Source organism: Paenibacillus sp. SZ31 (assembly GCF_012912005.1).
GTDB lineage: Bacteria > Bacillota > Bacilli > Paenibacillales > Paenibacillaceae > Paenibacillus.
The window spans coordinates 142,139-167,651 of record NZ_JABBEA010000003.1 but is presented as its reverse complement, the minus strand read 5'-3'; the positions used below and the strand labels follow the sequence as shown (position 1 = coordinate 167,651).

25 protein-coding genes and 1 riboswitch are annotated in these 25,513 nt (G+C 47.8%); all 25 genes read left to right on the top strand.

Annotated features, from left to right (window positions below):
* Positions 1 to 17: 17 nt before the first annotated feature.
* A complete protein-coding gene (gene prmC, locus HF638_RS08245; protein WP_169480033.1) occupies positions 18 to 902 on the top strand; it encodes a peptide chain release factor N(5)-glutamine methyltransferase in 885 nt (294 codons plus the stop codon).
* A gap of 85 nt (positions 903 to 987) precedes the next feature.
* Positions 988 to 2,208 (top strand): FtsW/RodA/SpoVE family cell cycle protein, encoded by a 1,221-nt coding sequence (locus HF638_RS08240; protein WP_169479783.1) that lies wholly within the window; start codon positions 988 to 990, stop codon positions 2,206 to 2,208.
* Between the two features lie 271 nt (positions 2,209 to 2,479).
* Positions 2,480 to 3,700 (top strand): FtsW/RodA/SpoVE family cell cycle protein, encoded by a 1,221-nt coding sequence (locus HF638_RS08235; protein WP_169479782.1) that lies wholly within the window; start codon positions 2,480 to 2,482, stop codon positions 3,698 to 3,700.
* Positions 3,701 to 3,956: 256 nt separating this feature from the next.
* On the top strand, positions 3,957 to 4,616 hold the full coding sequence (spoIIR, locus tag HF638_RS08230) for a stage II sporulation protein R (RefSeq protein ID WP_169479781.1): 660 nt from the start codon (positions 3,957 to 3,959) through the stop codon (positions 4,614 to 4,616).
* 240 nt (positions 4,617 to 4,856) lie between these two features.
* The gene (locus HF638_RS08225) at positions 4,857 to 6,053 is read left to right on the top strand and encodes an L-threonylcarbamoyladenylate synthase (protein ID WP_481856146.1); all 1,197 of its coding nucleotides are present in this window, start codon (positions 4,857 to 4,859) and stop codon (positions 6,051 to 6,053) included.
* A gap of 177 nt (positions 6,054 to 6,230) precedes the next feature.
* Positions 6,231 to 6,791, top strand: a complete 561-nt coding sequence (locus tag HF638_RS08220; protein WP_169479779.1) for a manganese efflux pump MntP — start codon at positions 6,231 to 6,233, stop codon at positions 6,789 to 6,791.
* Between the two features lie 58 nt (positions 6,792 to 6,849).
* Entirely contained in the window at positions 6,850 to 7,422 is a 573-nt protein-coding gene (locus tag HF638_RS08215) for a low molecular weight protein arginine phosphatase (RefSeq protein WP_169479778.1), read from the top strand.
* 96 nt (positions 7,423 to 7,518) lie between these two features.
* Positions 7,519 to 7,600, top strand: a riboswitch (ZMP/ZTP riboswitch).
* A gap of 141 nt (positions 7,601 to 7,741) precedes the next feature.
* Positions 7,742 to 8,335 carry a TIGR01440 family protein gene (locus HF638_RS08210; protein ID WP_169479777.1) on the top strand — a complete coding sequence of 198 codons (594 nt, stop codon included), beginning with the start codon at positions 7,742 to 7,744 and terminating at the stop codon, positions 8,333 to 8,335.
* Between the two features lie 219 nt (positions 8,336 to 8,554).
* Positions 8,555 to 9,802 (top strand): serine hydroxymethyltransferase, encoded by a 1,248-nt coding sequence (locus HF638_RS08205; protein WP_169479776.1) that lies wholly within the window; start codon positions 8,555 to 8,557, stop codon positions 9,800 to 9,802.
* A 425-nt stretch (positions 9,803 to 10,227) separates the two neighbouring features.
* Positions 10,228 to 10,857, top strand: a complete 630-nt coding sequence (gene upp, locus HF638_RS08200) for a uracil phosphoribosyltransferase (protein ID WP_017691929.1) — start codon at positions 10,228 to 10,230, stop codon at positions 10,855 to 10,857.
* 56 nt (positions 10,858 to 10,913) lie between these two features.
* Positions 10,914 to 12,071 (top strand): non-hydrolyzing UDP-N-acetylglucosamine 2-epimerase, encoded by a 1,158-nt coding sequence (wecB, locus tag HF638_RS08195; RefSeq protein ID WP_169479775.1) that lies wholly within the window; start codon positions 10,914 to 10,916, stop codon positions 12,069 to 12,071.
* 185 nt (positions 12,072 to 12,256) lie between these two features.
* Entirely contained in the window at positions 12,257 to 12,511 is a 255-nt protein-coding gene (locus tag HF638_RS08190; protein WP_145324430.1) for an AtpZ/AtpI family protein, read from the top strand.
* On the top strand, positions 12,504 to 12,881 hold the full coding sequence (locus tag HF638_RS08185; RefSeq protein WP_169479774.1) for an ATP synthase subunit I: 378 nt from the start codon (positions 12,504 to 12,506) through the stop codon (positions 12,879 to 12,881). The genes HF638_RS08190 and HF638_RS08185 overlap by 8 nt, the downstream gene beginning before the upstream one ends.
* Before the next feature lie 48 nt (positions 12,882 to 12,929).
* On the top strand, positions 12,930 to 13,748 hold the full coding sequence (gene atpB / locus HF638_RS08180; RefSeq protein WP_169479773.1) for a F0F1 ATP synthase subunit A: 819 nt from the start codon (positions 12,930 to 12,932) through the stop codon (positions 13,746 to 13,748).
* Positions 13,749 to 13,821: 73 nt separating this feature from the next.
* Positions 13,822 to 14,046, top strand: a complete 225-nt coding sequence (gene atpE / locus HF638_RS08175) for a F0F1 ATP synthase subunit C (protein WP_056693857.1) — start codon at positions 13,822 to 13,824, stop codon at positions 14,044 to 14,046.
* A 119-nt stretch (positions 14,047 to 14,165) separates the two neighbouring features.
* The gene (atpF, locus tag HF638_RS08170) at positions 14,166 to 14,654 is read left to right on the top strand and encodes a F0F1 ATP synthase subunit B (RefSeq protein ID WP_169479772.1); all 489 of its coding nucleotides are present in this window, start codon (positions 14,166 to 14,168) and stop codon (positions 14,652 to 14,654) included.
* Positions 14,651 to 15,199, top strand: coding sequence for a F0F1 ATP synthase subunit delta (locus HF638_RS08165; protein ID WP_169479771.1), 549 nt, complete (start codon positions 14,651 to 14,653; stop codon positions 15,197 to 15,199). Before atpF ends, HF638_RS08165 begins: the two co-directional genes overlap by 4 nt.
* A gap of 16 nt (positions 15,200 to 15,215) precedes the next feature.
* Positions 15,216 to 16,730: a F0F1 ATP synthase subunit alpha gene (gene atpA, locus HF638_RS08160; protein WP_047840700.1), complete on the top strand. Its 1,515-nt coding sequence runs from the start codon at positions 15,216 to 15,218 to the stop codon at positions 16,728 to 16,730.
* A 129-nt stretch (positions 16,731 to 16,859) separates the two neighbouring features.
* Positions 16,860 to 17,729: an ATP synthase F1 subunit gamma gene (gene atpG / locus HF638_RS08155; RefSeq protein WP_169479770.1), complete on the top strand. Its 870-nt coding sequence runs from the start codon at positions 16,860 to 16,862 to the stop codon at positions 17,727 to 17,729.
* 93 nt (positions 17,730 to 17,822) lie between these two features.
* On the top strand, positions 17,823 to 19,226 hold the full coding sequence (gene atpD / locus HF638_RS08150; RefSeq protein ID WP_169479769.1) for a F0F1 ATP synthase subunit beta: 1,404 nt from the start codon (positions 17,823 to 17,825) through the stop codon (positions 19,224 to 19,226).
* A gap of 60 nt (positions 19,227 to 19,286) precedes the next feature.
* On the top strand, positions 19,287 to 19,691 hold the full coding sequence (locus HF638_RS08145) for a F0F1 ATP synthase subunit epsilon (RefSeq protein WP_169479768.1): 405 nt from the start codon (positions 19,287 to 19,289) through the stop codon (positions 19,689 to 19,691).
* Between the two features lie 605 nt (positions 19,692 to 20,296).
* A complete protein-coding gene (locus tag HF638_RS08140) occupies positions 20,297 to 20,554 on the top strand; it encodes a DUF1146 family protein (protein WP_169479767.1) in 258 nt (85 codons plus the stop codon).
* Between the two features lie 522 nt (positions 20,555 to 21,076).
* Positions 21,077 to 22,423 carry a UDP-N-acetylglucosamine 1-carboxyvinyltransferase gene (gene murA / locus HF638_RS08135; RefSeq protein ID WP_169480032.1) on the top strand — a complete coding sequence of 449 codons (1,347 nt, stop codon included), beginning with the start codon at positions 21,077 to 21,079 and terminating at the stop codon, positions 22,421 to 22,423.
* 468 nt (positions 22,424 to 22,891) lie between these two features.
* Positions 22,892 to 24,232 carry a stage II sporulation protein D gene (spoIID, locus tag HF638_RS08130; protein WP_169479766.1) on the top strand — a complete coding sequence of 447 codons (1,341 nt, stop codon included), beginning with the start codon at positions 22,892 to 22,894 and terminating at the stop codon, positions 24,230 to 24,232.
* 478 nt (positions 24,233 to 24,710) lie between these two features.
* Complete coding sequence (locus HF638_RS08125; protein ID WP_169479765.1) at positions 24,711 to 25,451, top strand: M23 family metallopeptidase; 741 nt, start codon at positions 24,711 to 24,713, stop codon at positions 25,449 to 25,451.
* The last annotated feature ends 62 nt before the right edge of the window (positions 25,452 to 25,513 follow it).

Sequence of the window (25,513 nt, the reverse complement as noted above, 5' to 3'; positions counted from 1 at the left end):
CCCGCGCGCAGTTTGTCATGACGCCGGAACAGAGCTGTCGGGAAGCCTTCGTGGAGGCTTCCTCTTTTTTGGAGAAGTGCGGCGTGTACGAGCCGCAAAATAATGCTCGGCTGCTGCTGGAACATGTACTCGGCGTCTATGGCGCCGCGTACTACATGATGCAGCCGGAGCCCTTTTCCAGCGAGCATCGCAGCCGCTGGGAGGACGCCGTCACGCGCAAGGCTGCGGGTGAGCCGGCGCAATACATTATCGGCAGCCAGGAATTCTATGGGCTGCCGTTCGAGGTCACGCCGGCCGTGCTGATTCCGCGGCCGGAGACTGAGCTGTTGGTCGAGGCTGTGCTGCGCGAAGCCGACCGCGTGTTTCCTGACGGCGCTCCGCTCGCCGTCGATATTGGCACGGGCAGTGGCGCCATCGCGGTGACGATGGCTTCACTACGCCCGCGCTGGCAGGTCGGCGCCGGGGATCTCTCGGCGGCCGCCCTGCAAGTGGCCGCGCGGAACGCGGCCGCGAACGGGGTACAGATCGACTTCCGTGAAGGCGATCTGCTGGCCCCGTTCGCCGGGGCTCGGGTGGACATCCTGGTGTCCAACCCGCCTTACATCCCGGCGGCAGATATCGCCGGGTTGCAACAAGAGGTGCGCGATCATGAGCCGCGCATGGCACTGGATGGCGGTCCGGACGGGCTCGCACCGTACCGTATCATGCTGGAGCAACTGGCACTGTTGCCTGCGCCGCCACAGATCATTGGTTTTGAGCTGGGCCAGGGGCAGGCTCGCGACATCGCAGCTTTGCTTGAATCGGCGGGACATTGGCCGGAAATGTTCATTGTACCGGACCTTGCCGGAATCGAGCGGCATGTCCTGGGTGTTCGTACTTCGGAACAGGTGACGAAAATGTAAGGTTCCGCGGGTTTTCTTTTTGCCGTGAAATCCTCTACAATGAGATATACCGAAGATTTCTGAATGCTTGGGGGAACATAATTACATGCTGCACAAATTTAAAAAGATAGACTATTCTATTGTTTTTATACTCGTTATTCTGATGGTTATCAGTATTTTGTCGATTTACAGTACAACGTTTGGTCGTCCAAGATGGGAATCCTATCCCCAAAGGGCAGGGATTTTCTATATTATAGGTTTCATCGTATTCTTCGGAATGTCCATGATTAACTATAAAGTGATCATCAAAAACTATTTATATATCTACGGTGTGGGTTTACTGCTACTCGTCATCGTTAACTTTTTTGGTGTTACGTATTATGGAGCCCAAGGCTGGTTATCCATATTTGGCCTGAGTTTGCAGCCTGCAGAATTATTTAAGCTATGTTTAATCGTTTTCCTGTCTGCTCTGCTTGCGAAAAAGAAAAACAGACCCTTATTCTTCGGGCGGGATGTCATTCCGATCGCACTGTGCGTTTTGCCTCCCTTGTTGTTGGTTCTACTTCAAAATGACTTGGGAAATGCTTTGAGTTATGTAGTCATTCTTGTCGGCCTGTTGTGGATTGGCAATGTGAAATTCAGCCATGCACTGATTGGTTTTGTGATTGCTGTTGCTGCCTTTATTGGTGGAACACAGGCCTATATTCATTATCATGATGAAGTTGCCAAGTTCCTCAAGGATATTGGACGTGCTCACTGGGCTGAGCGGTTTGACCCTTGGCTCGTGCCAGAACAGACATCGAGAGATGTTTTGTGGCAGACCTATAATGCCAAGTTAGCCATAGGTTCCGGAGGAATCAGTGGTAAAGGGTATCTCGAAGGTACGACAATTCAGTCCAATCGAGTACCACTCGCGTACGCGGATTCCATCTTTGTGCAGATTGGTGAAGAATTCGGTTTTGTTGGAGCCTCGGTATTGTTACTGCTCTACTTTATTCTGATTCACAGGCTGGTGTTGATCGCACTAGAGTGCAAGGATCGGGCTGGGCCGTACCTGATTGTAGGTATAATTTCGATGCTGCTCTATCAGATTTTTGTTAATATTGGTCCGTTTATCGGTCTGATGCCATTAACTGGGATCACACTTCCATTTATCAGTTTCGGCGGTACCTCTCTTGTGCTCAACATGCTCAGTATGGGTGTTGTCATGAGTATCAAAGTGCATACGGAAGAAAATGAAGATATCCTGGGTTCATCAGAACAACTCAGTATCACGGAGATGGTTATGAAGTTGTTCAGACGGAAGCCGTCGCAGCAAGAGCAGTAACTCTCTCGAATCAACCCCTGGAATAGCACGTAAAATATTTGCATATGAGTCCGTTAACTATAAAAACCCTGGAACAGATCAGCCTAATTTACATTGGGATGGATGTTTTGGGGTTTTTATTGTTTTTACGGTGTAATTCAAGCCATTGAATAATTCAATGTTTAACCTGAAGCAATCCAGATTTCCATTTTATTATCCAATTATATACAATGGTAATATTGAGCTTAATTGGAAATGATGGAATGATGAATCCAGGGGGATGAACGGAATCATGTTGAGAATGCTGAAGAAGATGGATGGTGTGATTCTTTTTGTAATGCTGTTGCTCATGATTATAAGTATATTTGCTATTTATAGCGGGACGCAGACAGATGCCAACCTGGCGAATCATCATGTCAAAACGCTGTATTTCTATGTGGCCGGGTTCATTGCAGTGCTCGTCATCGGGCTTGTGAATTACAAGTTATACGTGAAATATGCGTTTTATTTGTATGGCTTGGGGATCATATTATTGATCCTGGCCAATGTACTAGGCAGTTCGATCAATAATGCCAACGGCTGGCTGAAGCTGGGTGACAATTTTTCTTTTCAACCGGCAGAGCTGTTCAAGATGATTCTGATCCTGTTCCTCGCCCATTTAATTGTGAAGAGGCAACGAAGCACGCTGGAGTTCTGGAGAGATATTGTGCCGATTGGTTGCTGGGCGTTTATTCCGTTTGCACTGGTTATGGCTCAGAATGATTTGGGAAATGCGCTGGGATATGTGGTGATTCTGGTTGCAGTGTTCTGGATCGGAAATATGAGATTGAAGCATGTATTGATCGGGCTGGCGATTGTGGGAGTGGCGTTTTTTGGATTTGTCAAAGCCTATACCTTCTACCATGATGAAGTATTTACCTTTCTTGAAAAGGTAAAACGAGAGCATTGGGCGGAGCGGATTGATCCCTGGCTTGTACCGGAAAAGGCTACCTCCAAAGCTTCTTGGCATACGAAAAATGCAGGCTTAGCCATCGGTTCTGGGGGCATCATCGGCAAAGGTTATTTGCAAGGAACATCCGTTCAGAGTGGACGAGTCCCCTATACGTATTCTGATTCCATTTTTGTCGTGATCGCAGAGGAGTTTGGTTTTGTCGGTGCATCCATTTTGATTCTGTTGTACTTTATCCTGATCCACCGCATGGTGCTGATTGCTCTGGCATGCAGAGATCGTGCTGGACCCGTTATCATTGTAGGTATTATCGGAATGCTATTGTATCAGGTGTTTGAGAATGTGGGGGCGTTCCTTGGGCTGATGCCGCTCACAGGTATAACGTTACCGTTTATCAGTTACGGCGGTACTTCTTTGCTTATTAATATGGCTTGTATTGGGGTAGTCATGAGCATTAAGTTGTACGGACAGGAAGAGGAGGATGAACTTCTGATGGGGGAGCAGCAGCCTCGGTTGTCGGAACGTTTATGGAATATGCTCAAGAAAGAGAAAAGTACTGTGTAACTGTTGAGTCGGTATAGGTGAGAAGTTAAGCGGTGGAGTGTATAACGTGAACGTACTTAGAAATGAAGAGGTTGATTTGCCCTGTAACCAGGTACGAATCAGCCTTTTTAACATGACTGGTGAGTGAATGTAAATCATAGAATCGATCTAGTAGATTTATTGCAAATGATAGGTTTACTTCCGATTCCCCGGGGCATACTGATAGACATGAGAGAGTTGCAGGCAACGTGATCAGAGAGCCGAGGGGGAGAACGGAATGAACAGACGAATTGTAAAGCAAATTGGACTTATTATTGTATGTCTTATGATGATTATCATGATGTGGGAAGGTCAGAAAACGGATGCAGCTGTGGCAGCCACAGCGATTCCGGAACAATCGATTCGCTTGCGTATTCTAGCAAACTCGGATGCACCGGGGGATCAATTGGTGAAACGAGAGATTCGGGATGCTGTCGTTGCGCAGATGGGCGATTGGGTAGCCGAGCTGGAAAATCCGCAAAGTCTGGATGAAGCGCGCAAGGTCATTCGTGAGCATCTGTCCGAGATTGAGAATAGAGTAGGAGAAGAGCTGGCGAGTCGTGGCTTGAATTATGCATATCAGGTGGAGCTGGGTTCTGTTCCGTTCCCAACCAAACTATATGGTGGCACCGTGTACCCTGCTGGAGATTACGAAGCGGTTCGGATCACGCTGGGCGAAGGCAAAGGTCAGAATTGGTGGTGTGTGTTGTTCCCGCCGCTGTGCTTCATTGATGCAGGAACTGGGGATGCACTGGCTAAACCTTCAACGGTATCGGCCGCAGCGGCTGAACCTGGAGATGCAGAGGCATCCGTGCAGGGAGATACACCGGAGGCGAGATTCTTTCTGTGGGATATGGCTGTGAAACTGTGGAGTTGGGTCAGTAGTTTATTCTCATAACAACGAATTTATACTATGGATAAGGGCGACTTCGATTCAGGAAGCTGCCCTTTTGATATGAATTGGTGGTGAAGTTACAGAGAGACCCATACGTGGAGCGAAGTGTGAAGGGCATCCGAGTTGGGACAGGTATGTTATAATTACTTATATTGAATATGTGTGTGAACCAACCTACTTGAAGTTTAGGAATGATGATATATGAGCAGAGAAAACGACGAACCATTGCAAAACACCTCTGAGATGAGGGATAGAGAAGACCGTGATACGAAAGCTCCGGGAGATCTGGTCACCGCTATATGGGATGTACGCGTCTTGGTGAGCGCAGAGAATGATCACGGATTGGGTAATATTGAAACGGTGGATGTGAAAAAGGGGAGCGCCGATCAACAGGCGCTCGCCGACTTGCAGGCTGCCGCAGCCTGCATTCGTCAAGGTCAGACGGTGGCCTTCCCGACCGAGACGGTCTACGGCTTGGGTGCTGATGCGCGTAGCACAGCAGCCGTGGAGGCTGTATTTGTCGCCAAAGGCCGACCATCCGACAATCCACTGATCGTGCATATCGCGCATCGTGACCAGTTGGATGCCCTGGTCACGGAAGTGAATGAAACAGCGGAAGCGCTGATGGCGGCCTTCTGGCCGGGACCACTGACGCTTGTGCTGCCGGTTAGGCCGGGGGCGGTGTCCCCACGTGTCACCGCCGGTCTGGACACGGTGGCCGTGCGCATGCCGGACCATCCGGTGGCCTTGCAGTTGATCGCGGCGGCGGCATGCCCTGTGGCTGCGCCAAGCGCCAACCGCTCCGGGCGGCCAAGCCCGACACTCGCGTCTCATGTGCGCGAGGATCTGGATGGCCGCATCGGCGGCATTGTGGACGGCGGCCCCACCGGGGTGGGCGTCGAGTCCACGGTCGTGCAGGTCGGTGACGACGGTACCGTCACCATCCTGCGCCCTGGCGGCATTACGGCGGAACAGCTGTCCGCCGTTGCCGCCCGTGTCGCCACGGACCCCGCGCTACTCGCGGAGGGGTCCGATGGCGTGGGCAGCCCGGCGCCGCGCTCGCCGGGCATGAAGTACACGCACTACGCACCCGCAGGGGCGCTGTGCGTGGTGGAGGGGCCGCCCGCAGCGGTGGCGGCCTGGATCAGCGCCGCCCTCGCAGAGGCGGCGCAGCGCGGAGAGCGCACCGCGGTGCTGGCGTTCGCCGAGCACGCGGAGCAGTACCGCGCCGATGCCGTGTTCTCGCTGGGTGACGCCAGCGAGCTGGAAGAAGCAGCGCGCCGGCTATACGCCGCGCTGCGCAGCTGCGATGAGCAAGGCGCCACATATATTGTGGCTGAAGCCTGCTCACGCGAAGGGCTGGGAGCAGCCGTCATGAATCGGCTGCTCAAGGCGGCGGGTAACCAACTCATACAAGTTGGCAACCAGCAACCCTCATAACCTCTCCTGATCATACAGTCAGGAGAGTTGCTCAACTTTTCCAAAACAACATCAATATACTTATAAAGCCAGCATCGAGATCATTAGATTCGTCACCGTTTACCTTTCATCGGTCATGTTTAAGTCCTTGTCCGCATAACGTGTACAAGAACCTTTACGTGACTTGGGGGTATGGGGATGTGGGATGTGTCTGCCCATGTAGGGCAGTTGGTAACCATTTTGATCATGGCTGTTGCGCTAGGCCTTGATGCGTTCTCGCTCGGAATCGGAATTGGCATGAAGGGCATTCGACTGCGGGATGTATTGCGGATCAGTACAGTAACAGCGCTGTTTCATATCATCATGCCGCTCATCGGCATGTACATGGGCAAATACGTCAGCTCGCTGCTGGGTGACATTACGACCTATGCCGCAGGTGGATTGCTTATCCTGCTGGGTGGTCATATGATTCTGAATGCATTCCGTGAAGGCGATACGAAGCTGGTGGACCATCGTTCCCTGCTCGGCGTCGTTTTGTTTTCCCTCAGTGTAAGTGTGGATTCGTTTTCCGTGGGTGTTTCACTAGGAATGTTCAGCAGTGATCTGGTATTGACCGTACTTGCTTTCGGCGTGTGTGGCGGGGTGATGTCGGTTATGGGTCTGTTATTAGGCCGCCGGGTGAGTCAGAATCTGGGTGATTACGGCGAAGCTATTGGTGGCGCAATCTTGCTTGCGTTTGGACTTTTGTTTATATTTTAGAATAAAACTTGAGAAATCATATCATTCGCATCATATGTAAAATGGGGAGGCTAACACAATGAAACATATTTTATTCGTATGTACAGGAAATACATGCCGCAGCCCCATGGCAGAGGGGCTCTTGCGAAAATTGGCATCGGAGCGCGGCATTCAGGTAGAGGTTCGCTCCGCAGGTGTGGCAGCAACGTCGGGTATGCCGATTTCCCGTCATGCTGAAGCGGTTTTGAGAGATCATAACGTTGAAGGTCCACCTCATTCCACACAACTTAGCTCCAACTTGGTAGGTTGGGCTGATCTGGTTCTTACGTTAACACGCAGTCATAAGCAGCATGTCATGCAGGTATTTCCCGACTCGGTCCACAAAACCTATACATTGAAAGAATATGTGGAGGATGATGAACAGGTATTAAATGATGTTCAGGAATTGGACAGCCTGTTTGCGACGCTGGAGATGAAACGTGCCCTTGGCCAAGAGATCCTGGCATCGGAGCGTGAGCGAGCCATAGAGATCAGACAACGCATTCCAAGTTTCGACATCTCTGATCCGTTTGGTGGCAGCCGTGATGATTACAATATGGCTGCGGCCGAGATTCGGACCGCATTGGACCGGCTTTTGGATAAGCTGGGATAATTCTGTTCCTGCGGGGCAGGTTATAAAAACAGGACACATGATGTAAATTAACCGTTGATTTTAGCCTCAGGTTGTTTTATGATGAAGGGGAAAACAGGGATCCGGTGTAACTGGCGACGAAGTGGGCATAACCACGATGGAGCACCGGAACAAACGGCCGGTCGCCTGGGCAAAAGAGCAATTCTGCGTTACCCGCAGACTGCTCTTTTTTTCGTCTTTCATCTGATTATTCGCTATAATAGTACCTGAGATGCCGTGCAAGAATACGAAGGACAGCCAAGAGAAAGCGGGCATGATTTTATCGGGAGGCGATAATAGGATGACTATTGAGTTAGATTCGGAACAACCCGGATTGCAGGAACAGACCGCGTCTATTCTGCATGAACTGGCGCTTGCCGGACAGCTTGGGCCTGGACAGATCGTTGTGATCGGTACAAGCACAAGTGAAGTCGCAGGCGCTCGGATTGGTACGAGTGGTGCCATTGAAGTGGCACAGCAGCTTCTTGCGGGTATACGCGAGGTGCAGGAGGAATTCGGTTTTGACACGGTATTCCAATGTTGTGAGCATCTGAACCGTGCACTGGTAATGGAACGTTCTGTGCTTACTCGACTTGGATTGACCGAGGTTGGTGCAGTACCCGTGCCCAAGGCCGGAGGTTCAATGGCATCCGCAGCATATCGTTCGCTGACCGATCCATGCCTGGCTGAACATGTGCAGGCCCATGCGGGACTGGACATTGGGGAAACGATGATTGGAATGCATCTAAGGCATGTGGCCGTACCTTTTCGTACAGCGCTCCGCTATGTTGGAGATGCACGTGTGACCACAGCGTTGACTCGTCCGAAGTTGATTGGCGGCGAACGCGCGGTGTATCGTATGGAAGAACAACCAGATTCGACATTTTGTGACTAACATATAAAGCGAGACTAATTGGGTTACACTCCTGACTTTGATTGCATCACCATCTTCCGATCGCTGTTATCCCCAGATTTTTTAATTCCCTATTTAAAGGGGAAATCCGGTGATAAAGGCGACCACTTCGTTTCTTCAGATTGGTGTTGCACTCGCCGTTTTCGTGTAAACATTAGTTTCACTTTATAACTTCACTTATAAACTGGGAGGAATTTAATCATGGAACAATTGCGCAAGAATGACCCGGCAGTACTGGAAGCGATGAATCTTGAACTGAAACGTCAACAGAACAACATCGAACTGATTGCATCCGAGAACATCGTAAGTGAAGCAGTAATCGAAGCATTGGGATCTGTTCTGACCAACAAGTACGCTGAAGGATATCCAGGCAAACGCTACTATGGCGGTTGTGAGCATGTGGACATCGTTGAAGACATCGCGCGTGATCGTGCAAAAGAATTGTTCGGAGCAGAACACGTGAATGTTCAACCTCACTCCGGTGCACAAGCGAACATGGCAGTGTATCTTGCAGCGTTGAAACCTGGTGATACTGTACTGGGTATGAACCTTGCTCATGGTGGACACCTCACACACGGTAGCCCGGTTAACGCATCCGGCTTGCTGTACAACTTCGTAGCATACGGCGTACAGGAAGATACATTCCTGATTGATTATGATGAAGTGCGCAAAGCGGCTTTCAAACACCGTCCTCGTATGATCGTTGCAGGTGCCAGTGCATATCCGCGTACCATTGATTTTGAAAAGCTGGCTTCCATTGCCAATGATGTTGGTGCGTTGTTCATGGTGGATATGGCTCACATCGCAGGACTGGTTGCTGCTGGATTGCATCCAAGCCCAGTTCCGCATGCGCATTTCGTAACAACAACAACACATAAAACGCTGCGTGGACCACGCGGAGGTATGATTATGTGTACCAAAGCTTGGGCAGCAGCAATTGATAAAGCCGTATTCCCTGGTTCCCAAGGTGGACCTCTGATGCACGTGATCGCTTCCAAGGCGGTAGCATTCGGTGAAGCTTTGCAACCATCGTTCAAAACATATGCTGAGAATGTTGTGAAAAACGCACAAGTTCTGGCTGAAACACTGATCGCTGAAGGATTGAACATCGTATCCGGTGGTACAGATAACCACTTGATGCTGATCGACACACGCAGTGTGAACATCACTGGTAAGGAAGCTGAGCATGTGCTCGATTCCATCGGCATTACCGTGAACAAAAATGCAATTCCATTCGACCCTACAAGCCCGTTTGTAACGAGTGGTATTCGAATTGGTACACCTGCTGCAACTTCCCGTGGCATGAACGAAGAAGCGATGGTAGCGATCGGTAAGATCATTGCCAAAACGCTGAAAAATCCAAAAGATACAGCGAAGCTGGATGAAGCGCGTGCAGAAGTGACTGCACTTACAGACCAATTCCCGCTATATACCGATCTTAAATACTAAAAAACTTTGCTCATGCTGTTTGTATTTGAGTGTTCTTAATGTACACACGCAGACGGAGCAAACCGAAAGAACCTGAAGAAGCGTAGCGCTCGCTTTATCCCCAGATTTCAACAATTATAATTGGATCAAAGAAATCTGGGGATAACAGCGATCGGAAGGTCATTCGGTTTGCGGAGCACCATTAGTGTTTACACGTTTTTGAACATTCTCAACGACATAACAGCAAGAGCAAAAAAGGACCGGATGGATCATTTTCCGGTCCTTTTTTTTATAGGATTCGGTATTCTGTAATGATTGGGTGCCCTTTGATGGTGTAATTCGTTGTTGGTGATGATATAATATACAGGATTTATCGAGCCTATGAATGATGGCTAGGTATATTTGGAAATGCTGAACATGAAGAACTTACCGGAGGGACAAATTAGATGGGAAAATTAGTAATATGTGATCACCCTTTGATTCAACACAAACTGACGTTTATACGCGACATGCGTACGAATACGAAAGATTTTCGTGAATTGGTGGATGAAGTAGCAACGTTGATGGCTTATGAGATTACAAGAGATGTTGAACTGGAAACGATTGATGTACAGACACCTGTAGCCGCAACACAAGGTAAAGTCATCTCTGGACGTATGCTCGGACTGGTGCCGATTCTGCGTGCAGGACTCGGAATGCTGGATGGCGTTGTGAAATTGTTGCCAGCGGCAAAAGTTGGACATGTTGGTCTGTTCCGTGACCCGGAAACACTGCAACCGGTAGAATACTACACCAAACTGCCTACAGACGTGACAGAGCGTCAATTGATCGTAATTGATCCGATGCTTGCGACTGGTGGTTCGGCCATTGCAGCCATTGACGTGCTCAAAAAACGTGGCTGTACTCAAATTAAGATGATGAACTTGGTTGCAGCGCCAGAAGGCGTAAAAGCTGTACAGGATGCACATCCCGATGTGGATATCTATGTAGCAGCACTGGACGACCGTCTGGATGATCATGGTTATATCGTTCCAGGACTTGGAGATGCAGGAGACCGTCTATACGGCACTAAATAAGCATTTTTTCATGCTTGTAAGAGGTTCGGAACTTATAGAAAAGGGGCTTTGCTCGAATGTCCAACAAAATTAAAGTCATGACGATCTTCGGGGTGCGTCCAGAAGCCATCAAGATGGCTCCGCTTATTTTGGAATTGCAAAAACATCCCGAGTCTATTGAATCTATTGTTTGCGTAACTGCGCAGCATCGCCAAATGTTGGATCAGGTACTTGAAGTTTTCGACATTCATCCCGATTATGATCTGGATGTGATGAAAGACCGCCAGACATTGAACGAAATTACGATACGTGTACTTGGTGGTCTGGAGCCGGTGTTAGCTGAAGCTAAGCCGGATATTGTACTGGTTCACGGGGATACATTGACTACCTTTGTAGCGAGCTACGCAGCATTCCTGCAACAGATTCAGGTAGGACATGTGGAAGCGGGGCTGCGGACGTGGAACAAGCTGTCTCCATATCCGGAAGAGATGAACCGTCAGTTGACGGGAGTACTGGCTGATCTACATTTTGCGCCTACGGATTGGTCTTCTTCTAATCTTGCCAAAGAAAATAAATCGGAGTCTAGTACGTATGTCACAGGCAACACGGTAACAGATGTGTTTCAATATACAGTACGGGAGGACTACACACACCCGGTACTTGATTGGGCCCAAGGCAAACGTCTTGTGCTGATGACAGCTCATCGCCGTGAATCTCAAGGCGAGCCTCACCGCAACATTTTCCAGGCCGTCAAACGGATTGCCGACGAATTCGAAGATATTGCCATCGTGTACCCGGTGCATCCAAGTCCTGCTGTGAAGGAGCCGGCTCACGCGATTTTGGGGAATCATCCCCGTATTCAATTAATTGATCCACTAGACGTGGTGGATTTGCATAACTTTTACCCGCACACTCACTTGATTTTGACCGATTCAGGCGGTTTGCAGGAAGAAGCGCCTTCGTTTGGTGTGCCTGTGCTCGTATTGCGAGATACAACAGAACGCCCGGAAGGCATTGAAGCTGGAACGCTGGAACTGGTAGGTACCGAAGAGGAACTTGTATATGAACGGACAAAAGCTCTGCTTACAGACAAAACACTGTATGCAAGCATGAGCCAGGCTGCCAATCCATACGGTGATGGACATGCTTCGGAAAGAATTGTCAATGCGATTTTGCACCATTTCGGTGTGAATAGTGAGCGTCCGGAATCATTTCACAGAAAATTCAAAAAATAATACAAATTTTCTGACGGATTTATAAAGGGTAAGTATACAGTTAAACTGTACGGTTTCCGCGGGTTTATGGGCTCTAAGAGTCTATACTCCCGTCGTTTCCCCCTTTAAAACGCTAAAATCATTCAATTGACAAAGGCTCTCATCATTCAGTAAAATTAACTGGGATTGCAAGGGTGGCGTGGAAAATGGCCGATTCGAACAAACCAAATTCATCCCGTAACCATGATGATAATGTATGGAAAGCGATGGGGCTCGTGACAGCTTTTGGGATCGAGATTGCCATTCTGGCTGTTGCCGGATATTACGCTGGCTCCTGGTTGGACAAGACCATCGGAGGTAACGGAATATGGATCGCCGTAAGCGTTCTCTTTTTTCTTGCGGCAGGCGGTGTAAGCATCTACTTTATCGCGAAAAAAGTCATGGGGGAAAGTGATGAGTGAACTAACCAGATACCGCAGATCGATGACTGTTTTCATCATGTATCTTCTTATGTTTTGTTTTCTTACAGCGGCGTTTATGCCACGTTTGGAGACAATTGCTTTGGGATTGGCGCTGGGCGCGGGGATCAGTTTGATCAATGCGTTATATTTAGGCCACAAAGTGAAGAAGTTAGCTGATGGTGCGGCAGAAGGTAACCTGAAACGTGTGAACCTGGGATTTTTGACAAGAGCGGCACTCGCAGTGCTAGGTATTTATGTATCGATGCGCTTTCCGCAGTACTTCAATACATATGCGGTTGCAGGTGGTCTGGCCATTGCACAATTTTCCTTACTGATTATAGGGATTATACAGTCCCGCAAAGAAGTATGATTTTTCAGGTGCTGCAGCTTTCAAGTCGAGAAAGGGGTGAAAAAAAGTATGCATGAAGCTCCAGTGATTATGCTCGGAGGTTTTCATCTTGATTTGTCCGTTTTGCTGATGTTGATCGTAACCAGTGCTCTTGTTTTTATTTTCGCCATCGTAGCTACGCGGAATCTGTCAGTTGAGAATCCGGGCAAACTGCAAAATTTTATGGAGTGGGCTGTTGAATTTGTACTAAACATCATTTCAAGCACGATGGATCTGAAAAAGGGAAAACATTTCGTATCTCTTGCGCTTACGATGATTATGTTCATCTTCTTAGGTAACATGCTGGGCCTTCCATTCCAAGCGGTGACGGATGTCAAGGATATCAACGCGGCAACGGCATTTGGTAAGCCAATCGTTACAGCAGTAGAAGCTTATGAAGAGGCTCACGCTAGAAACCCAGAAGCTCATCCTCATATTGAGATTGCATGGTTCAAATCGCCAACAGCTGATTTGTCCGTTACAATGGGACTAGCTCTTGTAGCGTTCCTCGTAGCTCATGGACTAGGGTTGTTCCGTAACACACGCGGTTATCTGAAGCACTATTTCAAACCGTATCCGTTTTTCGTGCCGATCAATATTATTGAGACAATCTCAAAACTAGTGACACACGGAATGCGTTTGTTTGCAAATATCTTTGCAGGCGAAGTGTTACTTACAACGATTCTAAAATTGACAACGTTCAAAGTGGCTGGTTTCTTGGCAGCTATTCCGTTGTTAATGGTGTGGCAAGGCTTTAGTATCTTTATCGGGGCCATTCAATCATTTGTTTTTGTTATTTTGATGATGGTTTACATTTCACAGACGATCGAGACACACGAAGAACATTAAGTTTGAGTCCTGCGGGATTTCTCGTCAGGCTGAACAATAAAATTTGATTTATACTTTTAAGGAGGATATACAAATGGGAGCAATGGCATTAATCGCAGCAGCAATTGTTGCAGGATTGGGCGCTTTGGGCGCGAGTATCGCTAACGGTATGGTAATCAGCAGAACGGTGGATGGTATTGCACGTCAACCGGAAGCAAAATCAACGCTTCAAACAACAATGTTTATCGGTGTAGGTTTGATCGAGGTATTGCCGATCATTGGTGTGGTACTTGCATTCATGTTCTACGGAGCAGCATAAATTATAAACCATGGAATGGCGGGGAAGGCTTGAGCCCTCCGCGCCTTCTTTATTAGCTAACAGCTAACATCCTGAAAAGGATAAAGTTTTAAGGATACCTCCAGGAAGGAGTGAACAGATTGAGTTTCTTATGGGAAAACACGTTTCTCGCGATTGTTGCATTTGCAATTCTATATTGGTTGCTTAGTCGTTACGCATTCGGACCCTTGTTCTCTATTATGGAAAAACGTCGTGAACTCGTGATGTCAGAGATGAACGAGGCTGCTGAGACTCGTAAACAGGCTGTTACTTATGTTGAAGAACAGAAGAAAGCTCTGGAGCAAGCGCGCCAAGAGGCTCAGGATATTATTGAGCAGTCTCGTCAAACAGGTGGTAAACAGGCTGAAGCTCTTCTCGCAGATGCTAACGCGGAAGCAAATCGTCTTAAAACCGATGCAATACGCGAAATTGAGAGCGAGAAGAACAAAGCAGTTGCAGCGCTTCGCAGCGAACTGGGTACAGCTTCCGTTCAGATTGCATCTAAATTGATTAAAAAAGAAGTTGAGAACGGTCCTGCACAAGAGGAACTTGTGAACCAATACCTCAATGAGGTAGGAGGCCGACAATGAGCCGCGATACGATAGTTGCCAAGCGTTATGCGAAAGCATTGTTCGAAGTTGCTCTTCAACAACAACAGGTTCTTGAGGTTGAAGAGGAACTGCGCGTAGTTGTCAGTGCATTGACTGGAGATTCCGATATTCAGAAGTTTATCATATCTCCTAATATCTCTGATGAAGCCAAGCAGAATGTGCTTCATTCAAGCCTTGATGGCAAGGTGTCCGAGCCTGTCATCCGTACGGTCTTACTGTTGATTGAACGCGGACGCGTTGAATTGCTGGAAGATTTGCTGAACGATTATCGGAAGATTCAAGGCGAGTCGCTCGGCTTCGCTGATGCGCGCGTCTACTCGACATATGCATTGAATGATGAAGAAAAAGAAGCGGTAGCCCGTGAATTCGGTGGCCGTGTGAATAAAAAGATTCGTATCGAGAACATTGTTGATCCGACTCTGCTGGGCGGATTGAAAGTCGCCATTGGCGATACGATCTATGACGGCAGCTTGGCTGGCAAGCTCGAACGTCTTGAGCAGTCTTTTAACAGACGAGTACAGTAGATTGGGGTGAGGACACTTGAGTATCAAACCAGAAGAAATCAGTACATTAATTAAGAGCCAAATCGAACAATACAAGACCGATATCGATGTAGTCGAAGTCGGAACGGTTATCGAGGTTGGTGATGGTATTGCTCGTGTGTACGGACTTGAGAACGTCATGTCCAACGAGTTGGTTGAATTCCCAAGCGGTGTTATGGGACTCGCCATGAACGTGGAAGAAAGCAATGTTGGTGTCGTTATCCTGGGACCTTACTACGATATTCGTGAAGGCGACCAAGTGAAACGTACTGGTCAAATCATGCAAGTGCCTGTAGGCGAAGCATTGATTGGACGCGTTGTGAACCCACTAGGTATTCCGGTAGATGGCAAAGGACCAATCGCTACAACGGAATTCCGTCCTGTCGAAGGTAAAGCACCAGGCGTAATGGATCGTAAATCGGTTCATGAGCCAATGCAAACAGGGATCAAAGCCATTGATGCAATGGTTCCAATCGGTCGTGGACAACGTGAGTTGATCATCGGTGACCGTCAAACAGGTAAAACATCCATCGCAATTGATGCGATCCTGAACCAAAAAGGTAGTGGCATGAAGTGTATCTATGTGGCTATTGGTCAGAAACAGTCTACGGTTGCTCAAGTTGTGGAAACTCTTCGTCGTAAAGGCGCAATGGAATACACGATCGTTGTAACTGCAGCAGCTTCCGATCCATCACCACTCTTGTACATCGCACCGTATTCCGGTTGTTCGATGGGTGAGTACTTCATGTACAAAGGCGAGCACGTTTTGGTTATCTATGATGACTTGACGAAACAAGCTTCTGCTTACCGTGAGCTTTCCTTGTTGCTTCGTCGTCCACCGGGCCGTGAGGCTTATCCGGGTGACGTCTTCTACTTGCACTCCCGTTTGCTGGAGCGTGCCGCGAAGCTGAATGATGAACTGGGTGGTGGTTCTTTAACCGCGCTTCCGTTTATTGAAACACAAGCTTCCGACGTATCTGCATACATTCCAACGAACGTAATCTCCATCACGGACGGACAGATCTTCCTGGAAGCTGACTTGTTCAATGCTGGACAACGCCCAGCGATCAACGTAGGTATTTCCGTATCCCGTGTCGGTGGTTCTGCTCAGATCAAAGCGATGAAAAAGGTTGCAGGTTCCCTGCGTCTTGACCTCGCTCAATATCGTGAGCTTCAAGCGTTCTCCCAGTTCGGTTCCGATCTGGATAAGGCGACTCAGGCCCGCCTGAATCGTGGTGCTCGTATGATGGAAATCCTGAAGCAAGGTGTTAACCAGCCTCTGCCTGTAGAACAACAGGTAGTCAGCTTGTACACTGCAGTTAAAGGATTCCTGGATGAAATTCCAACAGGTGATGTTACTCGTTTTGAGCGTGAGTTCCTTGCGTTCATGGAGAGCAGTCATCCGGAAATTCTTGCATCGATCCGTGATACTAAAGAATTGACTGCAGACAACGAAAATGCGCTAAAAGGCGCAATTGAGAAGTTCAGAAAGAGTTTTGCTGTCTCTGTCTAAATAAATGATTGCAGCTGCGGAGTTGTCTATTCGATTCCGCATGTCTGCATGTAATACTTTGACTTAGTCAAAAAAGATGATGCTTACGAAGTAACTTTGACTCCGTCAAAGTTTTGAGGTGGTGAAATCATGGCAAAAGGCATGCGCGAAATTAAGCGGCAAATTAAAAGCGTACAAAGCACCAAGCAGATCACCAAAGCAATGGAGATGGTAGCTGCTGCAAAACTGCGTAAAGCGCAGGAAAAAGCGGAAGCAGCCCGTCCATATTCGGAGAAACTGAAAGAAGTTGTAGCGAGTATTGCTTCTAGCGCACAAGATATTAAACACCCGATGCTGGAGAGCCGTCCTGTTAAAAAGACAGCTTACCTGATCATTACATCGGACCGTGGTCTTGCGGGTGGATACAATGCGAACGTTTTGCGTCAAGTTAATCAGACGCTCAAAGAGCGCCATAACTCCTCGAATGACTACGAATTGTTCGTCATTGGACGTAAAGGACGCGATTACTTCAGACGTCGTGAAATGGCGATGGCATCCACAACAACAGATCTGTCGGATTCGCCTTCATTTGCAGATATCAAATCCATTGCACACGAAGCAGTTCGTGGGTTTGAACTGGCTGAATTTGATGAATTGTACATTTGTTATAACCGCTTTGTGAATGCGTTGACCCAGATTCCTACGGTAGAAAAACTTCTTCCGATGGAAACACCTGAGGTAACTGCTGCGGAAGGACAAGCTGCATACGAGTACGAGCCGTCTGCTGAAGCTGTACTGGAGGTTTTGCTTCCGCGTTATGCGGAAACGCTGATCTATGGTGCGCTTCTAAACGGTAAGGCAAGTGAGCTGGGCGCGAAAATGACAGCAATGGGTAATGCAACCAAAAATGCATCTAAGCTCATTAACGACTTGTCATTGACCTATAACCGTGCCCGTCAAGCGGCGATTACGCAGGAGATTACGGAAATTGTGGCAGGTGCTAACGCAGCACAAGGATAATTGTTATTTATTAATGAAGGCTTGCAGAGCAAAGATAAACGAACGGACATTATTTTTGCAAAAGTAGCAGGCTTGTAGGAGGGGAACGTTAAGATGAACAAAGGACGCGTTGTGAGCATCATGGGTCCGGTTGTTGACGTCGAGTTTGATCGCGGCGGTCTGCCGGAAATCCTCAATGCCATTACGATCACCACAGTAAGTGAGAGCGGCGTAAGTGTGAACCTTACACTCGAAGCTTCTAGACATCTGGGTGACAACCGGGTACGTTGTATTGCGATGTCCACCACGGATGGACTTGTTCGTGGTATGGAAGCATTAGACACAGGAGCGCCAATCTCTGTACCAGTCGGAGAAGCGACACTGGGTCGTGTATTTAACGTACTCGGCGAAACCATTGATACTGGCGGTGCCGTAGCTACTGAACGGAAGAACCCGATTCACCGTTCAGCGCCTGCATTTGATGAACTGACTACCCAAGCAGAGATGCTGGAAACAGGAATTAAAGTTATCGACTTACTCGCTCCTTACGCCAAAGGTGGTAAAATCGGTCTCTTCGGTGGTGCCGGTGTAGGTAAGACGGTAACCATTCAGGAATTGATCAACAACATCGCACAAGAGCACGGCGGTATCTCCGTATTCGCGGGTGTTGGTGAGCGTACACGTGAAGGTAATGACTTGTATCACGAGATGAGTGATTCCGGCGTTATCAACAAAACAGCAATGGTCTTCGGACAAATGAACGAGCCTCCAGGCGCACGTCTTCGTGTAGCCCTCACAGGTCTGACAATGGCGGAATACTTCCGTGATGAAGAAGGCCGTGACGTGTTGCTCTTTATCGATAATATCTTCCGTTTCACCCAAGCGGGTTCAGAAGTATCTGCCTTGCTTGGACGTATGCCTTCCGCGGTAGGTTACCAACCTACGCTGGCAACAGAAATGGGTCAGCTGCAAGAGCGTATCACATCAACAAAAAAAGGTTCTGTAACATCCATTCAGGCCATCTACGTGCCTGCGGATGACTACACTGACCCGGCTCCTGCAACGACGTTTGCCCATTTGGATGCAACGACGAACTTGGAGCGTAAAATTTCCGAGATGGGTATCTACCCTGCGGTGGATCCATTGGCTTCCAGCTCACGGATCTTGTCCCCTGAAGTTGTAGGTGAGGAACACTACAGCGTAGCTCAAGGCGTTAAACGTATCTTGGCACGTTACAATGAATTGCAAGATATCATTGCAATCCTGGGTATGGACGAGTTGAGTGAAGAAGACAGAGCGCTTGTATACCGTGCTCGTAAAATCCAACGTTTCTTGTCCCAGCCATTCCACGTTGCTGAAGCATTTAACGGTATTCCGGGTAAATACGTTCCGGTTAAAGAAACGGTGCGCAGCTTTAAAGAGATTCTCGAAGGTAAGTATGATGATCTTCCGGAAGCAGCTTTCCTCTTTGTGGGTACAATTGAAGAGGCAGTGGAGAAAGCCAAAACACTGGTTTAGTCTGAATCCAGGATTGTCCTTATGTGGGCTATCCTTCGGATAGTTTCAGGAGGGATGGAATTGAGCACCTTTTTGTTGGAAATTGTAACACCCGAGCGTCTGGTATATTCAGAACAGGTAGATCGGATCACGGCTCGTGGTATTGAAGGGGAACTGGGCATTCTGCCAGGTCATATTCCTATGGTTACACCTTTGCAGATTGCACCAATCTATATTCATAACGGAAAAGAAAATAAACGAGTTGCCATCGGTGGCGGGTTTATCGAAGTACGTAGAGATAAGGTTGTTGTACTCGCAGAGAGTGCTGAATTCCCGGAAAGCATTGATGTGGATCGTGCTCGTGCGGCAAAAGAGCGGGCAGAACGTCGGCTTGCAAGCCAAAGCAATCAGGACCACTTTGATCACCGCCGTGCAGAGATTGCTCTGCAAAAAGCGGTTAACCGGATTAATGTATTCGGCAAATAAACGATTCTCGGAAGCCCGGCGGCTTAGTCTGCCGGGCTTTTTTGAGTTTGTTTAATAGAATTGTTTTATCAAATATAGTAAAAGATTTGGCCTCAAATTCCATGTGATCCCTTCATTAAACAGAAGTTTATTAAGCAGATTAATCACCGATTATGAGGACTTGAATAGAATGTAGGACTAAAGTAGTGGGCGCATTTACCACTGAGAGAACCATTTTTATCAAGAAGGAATTCAAATTATTTCCGAGGAAATGACAGAATCGATATCGAAATAGCGCTCTTTTATGTCGTTTTAGTCACAAAATCCCGGCATTTTAAAATTAAAATATTTTAGAAGTGGAAATCAATGTAATTGACAATGTATGATGAAAGAGCCTATATTCCATAGAGTCAGCAGAAGCAGGCAGCTGCGTAGTAGATTCCATAGTCATGCACAGCCGGATTGTTGCTGCTCGCCTATTGGGCATCAGGAGATTCCTGCATGGCAGGAGTAAATCTGACAGTACGCTCAGCATGTTATCCTCAATACATACCTATGCTAACAAGTTATGGGTGTTGGGCATATGATATGCTGATCGCTGCAACAAATGTGGAGGTAATGAATATATGGATACTGATCTGACGAATCAGGTGAACCAAGCGCTAAGCACCAATGGCTTGGTCTCAATTATCGTCTCCCTGTTATGTATAGCATTGTCTTGGTGGGCTTTACAGAACCTCAAACTGGATTTAATCATCAGACAGCCACGAGGTGCTCAGGGAAGACTGTTACATTTGTTGTTCGCCATCATTTTGGGGCACGCCGTTGCTGGCTTTGTCATTGACTACTTGTCTTGGACCCAAATGTTGAAGAATTTGTTTTAATGTTGAGATGGTTGGTTAATCATCTGTTAGGATCTTCAAGGAGCTCATTGTCGAATAACATCGATTAATTGTGTTAACAATTAGAGTATGAGTTGTCGGTAAAGTAATTAAGAAAAAAAATGTGACGTAAAATTGGATGAATTTGAGATGTTTTATGTAAAAATGCTTGTATCGTACAATTCAACAATGTTATGATGGAAGTTAGGGAATTCACAATTGTTCACTTATTTTGTAGTTATAAACGGGATATCCGGTTGATGCCGGCTAATAACCATCCCACTCTGTCTGTTCTGATGCTCTGTTGGCTTGTAAGACACTGATTTTACATGCTGAATAGCAAGATGTACGGCACATGGTATCATTGATATGGATTATAAAAACTAATTCTTTTCTGAACAGACATCTGTGGCAATATGCCAAAATATGTCGAAATTCCATACACAGCAACAGTCCTTTCTAGCACAGTGGGGCTTACGTATTCCGGAATGAAGAAAAGGGAATAAAAGCGCGGAGGGAACCATGATGAGCAAATTTATCGTCCGCGGTGGCAAAAGGTTGACCGGAAGTGTCAAAGTTAGCGGCGCTAAAAATTCTGTTCTTCCGATCATCGCTGCCTCTCTCTTAGGGGAAGAAGGACAAAGCGTTATTGTTGACGCGCCTCCTCTAGACGATGTGATGACGATTAACAAGGTGTTGGAATCGCTGGGAGCGGGAGTTACATACCGGGACGAAGTGATTACCGTAAATGCGGAGAAACTTACTTCCTGTGAAGCCCCGTATGAATGGGTAAGTAAAATGCGGGCGTCTTTCCTGGTCATGGGGCCTTTGTTGACGCGAATGGGTCATACAAGAATCTCACTTCCTGGTGGATGTGCCATCGGTACACGACCTATTGATCAGCATTTGAAAGGTTTTGAAGCCATGGGCGCAGAGATCAGCTTGGGCCAAGGTTATATCGAAGCTCGTAGCCAAGGTCGGTTGCGTGGCGCGAAAATTTATCTGGATGTGGCTTCCGTAGGTGCCACTCAAAATATTATGATGGCTGCTACATTGGCCGAAGGCGTAACTGTTCTGGAGAATGCGGCAAAAGAACCTGAAATTGTGGATCTTGCCAACTTCCTGAATGGAATGGGTGCCATTGTACGTGGTGCTGGTACTGGAGTGATCCGCATCGAAGGTGTGGAGAAGCTGACAGGCGTTACTCACACGGTCATTCCGGATCGAGTAGAAGCTGGTACGTATATGGCTGCTGCTGCAATCTCTGGTGGTGACGTGTACATTGAAGGTGCAATCTCTGATCACCTGGGCTCCGTTATTGCGAAGCTTGAAGAGATGGGTGTAACGATTCAACCGGATGAGAATGGCGTGCGTGTAATCGCAGATCGTCCTCTTAAGGCTGTGGACGTGAAAACATTACCATACCCAGGATTCCCGACCGATATGCAATCCCAGATGATGGCACTCTTGCTCGCATCTGAAGGAACAAGTGTCGTGACAGAGACTGTTTTTGAAAACCGATTCATGCATGTGGATGAATTCCAATTGATGAATGCGGAGATCAAAGTTGAAGGACGTTCGTCCATCATCACAGGTAATGCCAAACTGAAGGGTGCCAAAGTAACGGCTACCGATTTGCGTGCGGGTGCCGCACTCATTATTGCAGGTCTTGTTGCTGAAGGTACAACGGAAGTGGGCGGTGTTCATCACATCGACCGTGGCTATGTACATCTCGCTGAGAAGCTTAACGGACTTGGCGCTGACATCTATCGGATTTCGGTTGATGAGCCTAAGCTGGAAGCAACCAAAGCGCCTAGTGAAAAAGTGGAGAAAGAAGTACCGATGTTTAAGGTGCAACCGACTTTAGCTTAACACTGGATTGAACTAAAAAAATCCTGTTCTATAGTATTGAGTCACACGATTGTGTGGATTACAAATGCGATAGACATATGTTGTAAAAGATGAAAAGCTAAGCCATCCGGCTTGGCTTTTTTTGTGTTTATTTTCAAGAAGACGAATGTGATGTTTAATACCTGATTCTATTAATAGCTGGTCCTAACTTGTATAGCATAACATCGTATTCTGTATCAATTCTGAACCAAATGAAAGAGCGTACTCTATATAGGGTCTCGTATCCAGTTAAACACCGGTATTCAGCGATAGATCAACCTTTTTAAGATGTACATAGTAAAAGAAAGCTGGAAATGTAACGGAACGAATGGGGCCTCGTTTCTCTTAAATCAGGTTCTATCAGATCAAGCTAACTCATACCCTAAACTATGGATTTGAACAACACGACCGGCACTTAACCGGCCATAGACAACGGAGGGTTATATTCGAATGAAAGAAGCTCGTGTACAGGTAAAGGTACCCCTTGTCCCTCGTCCGGGTATGCAAGAGCCGGAGGGAAATATCGTAACTGGAGTGGAAAAAGACAAGTTTGCCCCAGTGAACCTGAGGGCTGTCCCATCACATCCTGGAAAATGTTCAAGCCCAGAGCAGATGTCGACAGATAAACTAGACAGACAGGCAGCCGAGCACATCCATATACCTGTTATTGAGTTGGACCAGTTCCGCCGGGTGAAGCGTCGTCGAATGCGGACATTCGGACGAAAACGTCGATGGGGACGTAACCCAACAAGATGGCAACCGGCTGCCGCTGTATCTGCCTTATTGGCAATGGCATTACTGATCCCGGTGATTCTGGTATGGCCGCGGGAGAGCGAATCGGTTAAGCCAACCCCTGTTCGAGCAGATACCAACAGTACACCATCCCCAGCTCCTGCGCCAGCAGTCCCTGTTACCTACCCCGAACCCCAAGTGCGCGTATACCTGTCTGCAACGGGGACAACGATGAATCTGCCATTGGAAGACTATGTTACCGGGGTAGTAGCAGCAGAGATGCCAGCGGAATTCAGACTGGAGGCGTTAAAGGCGCAGGCGATCGCAGCGCGCACATTTATCGTACGAAGACTCGCTGCGAGTGATACAAGTGGTGTTCCATCGGGTACGGCCGATGTGACGGATACGGTCAGCCACCAGGTGTTTATTCCGCCAGATCAGGTGAAATCGGAATGGACTCGTCTGGGGAAGGCGAAGGAATGGGAGAAGTTGCAACAGGCTGTACGCGAAAGTCGAGATGCGGTTATGACATATCAGGGCAAAGCGATCACAGCTTCCTTTTTCTCTACAAGTAATGGATATACGGAGAATGCAGAAGATGTGTGGGGGAACGCTGTGCCATATCTGCAAAGTGTAGACAGTCCCTGGGATAAAAACCTGGCACCCGGCTTCGAGCAGACGGTCACCATGAAGCGTAACGAGATTCTGCAGAAGCTAAACTTGGATGCCATTCCGGTTACTGCTCAGAAGGATGGATCATGGATGGAAGTATTATCTACCACCAAAGGGCATCGAATAAAGGAAATGCAGATCGCAGGTGAAACATTCAACGGTCCTGAGGTTCGCAAGCTGCTCGGATTAAGATCCAGCCAATTCAGTTGGAAGGCTGTGGGAGATGAGGTCCAGATTACAACGTACGGGTATGGTCATGGTGTGGGTATGAGCCAATGGGGAGCAAACGGCATGGCGCAGGAGGGACACACCGCCACCCAGATCCTCAAACATTACTATACAGGTATCTCATTCGGACAGGCATCCAAGATGCTGGCATCGAAGTAGGAGATAGGGACAGGGATGTATAGATAAATGCTTTGACTCATGAGGACGTCAGGAAAGCCTTAGTTGACCGGTATCCAGTCACATCCTATATCATTTCGCTTTCTGCTAGTAAACTGACTTCGTAGAAAGATTGGTCATTAAAGCCAATTTGAGCTTAGTACCAACCACCCATTCCGGAGCTTTCGAGATTTGGCTATATATACGAAGAGTGCTAGCCGTATGGGGAGCGTAGGGGACAGAAAAGACCTGTAGAAACAAAGTGTCCGCCTTTACTACCGGATTTCACCTTTGAAGAAGGTGATAGAAGAAATCTGGTAGTAACCAGCGGTCGAAAGGTTTTCTGGCCCCGAAGCGGCGCACCAACTAGCTGCACACACACTCCATATATAGCACTCTCTGAAACCTCCGTGAAAATAATTAGAGTCGCGCGTGTATAAAAGAGTTGCACCCGGTAACACTTGTTACTGAGGTGATTAACATGAATGAACAAAACAAAAAAACAATCCAAGAAGAAACTCCTAAAACAACTCAAGGAGTACCGGCTAGCCAGCCCTCTTCATGGAAAAGAGCAATGTCCAAACGCTGGGTCTTCCCGGCAGCCTACATCGCAGCAGCAGGCATTATACTAACCTTAGTGTGGGTCTATCAGGGCACAGGCGACAAAACGCTGAACTCGGACCCTGCTAGCGGGGTAGTAGAAACAGGCGCATCGGCGGGTACAGAAGGAACAGCGGTAGGCGGAGAAGAAGAAAGTGTGGAAGTTGTTGCAAAGTCGGAGAATTTTGTATGGCCGGTAGCGGTACCGTCCGAAATTTCGGTAGTGAAACCTTTCTATGATAACGAAGCTTCAACGGAGGAACATGAAGCGGCGATGGTGCAGTACAATGATACATTTATCCCGAACACAGGTGTGGATCTGGCACGTGGGGATAACAAAACGTTTGAAGTCAAAGCAGCACTTGCCGGTAAAGTTACACGGGTGGAACAAAATCCGCTCACAGGTCAGGTTGTGGAAATCACTCACAGCGATAACCTGAAGACGGTATACCAAAGCTTGGCAGACGTCAAAGTGAAACAGGACGACGAAGTGAAACAGGGAGATGCGATTGCATCTGCTGGCGTTAATGAATTGGGTAAAACGCTCGGCAACCACCTTCACTTTGAAGTGTACGAAGACGGACAGCCGGTTAACCCGCAAGGATATCTTCCGGAAAAATAAATGATTTATACCGCAGTAACATGACGGGCAGAGGGTTAAACCTCTGCTCTTTTTGTGCTTTT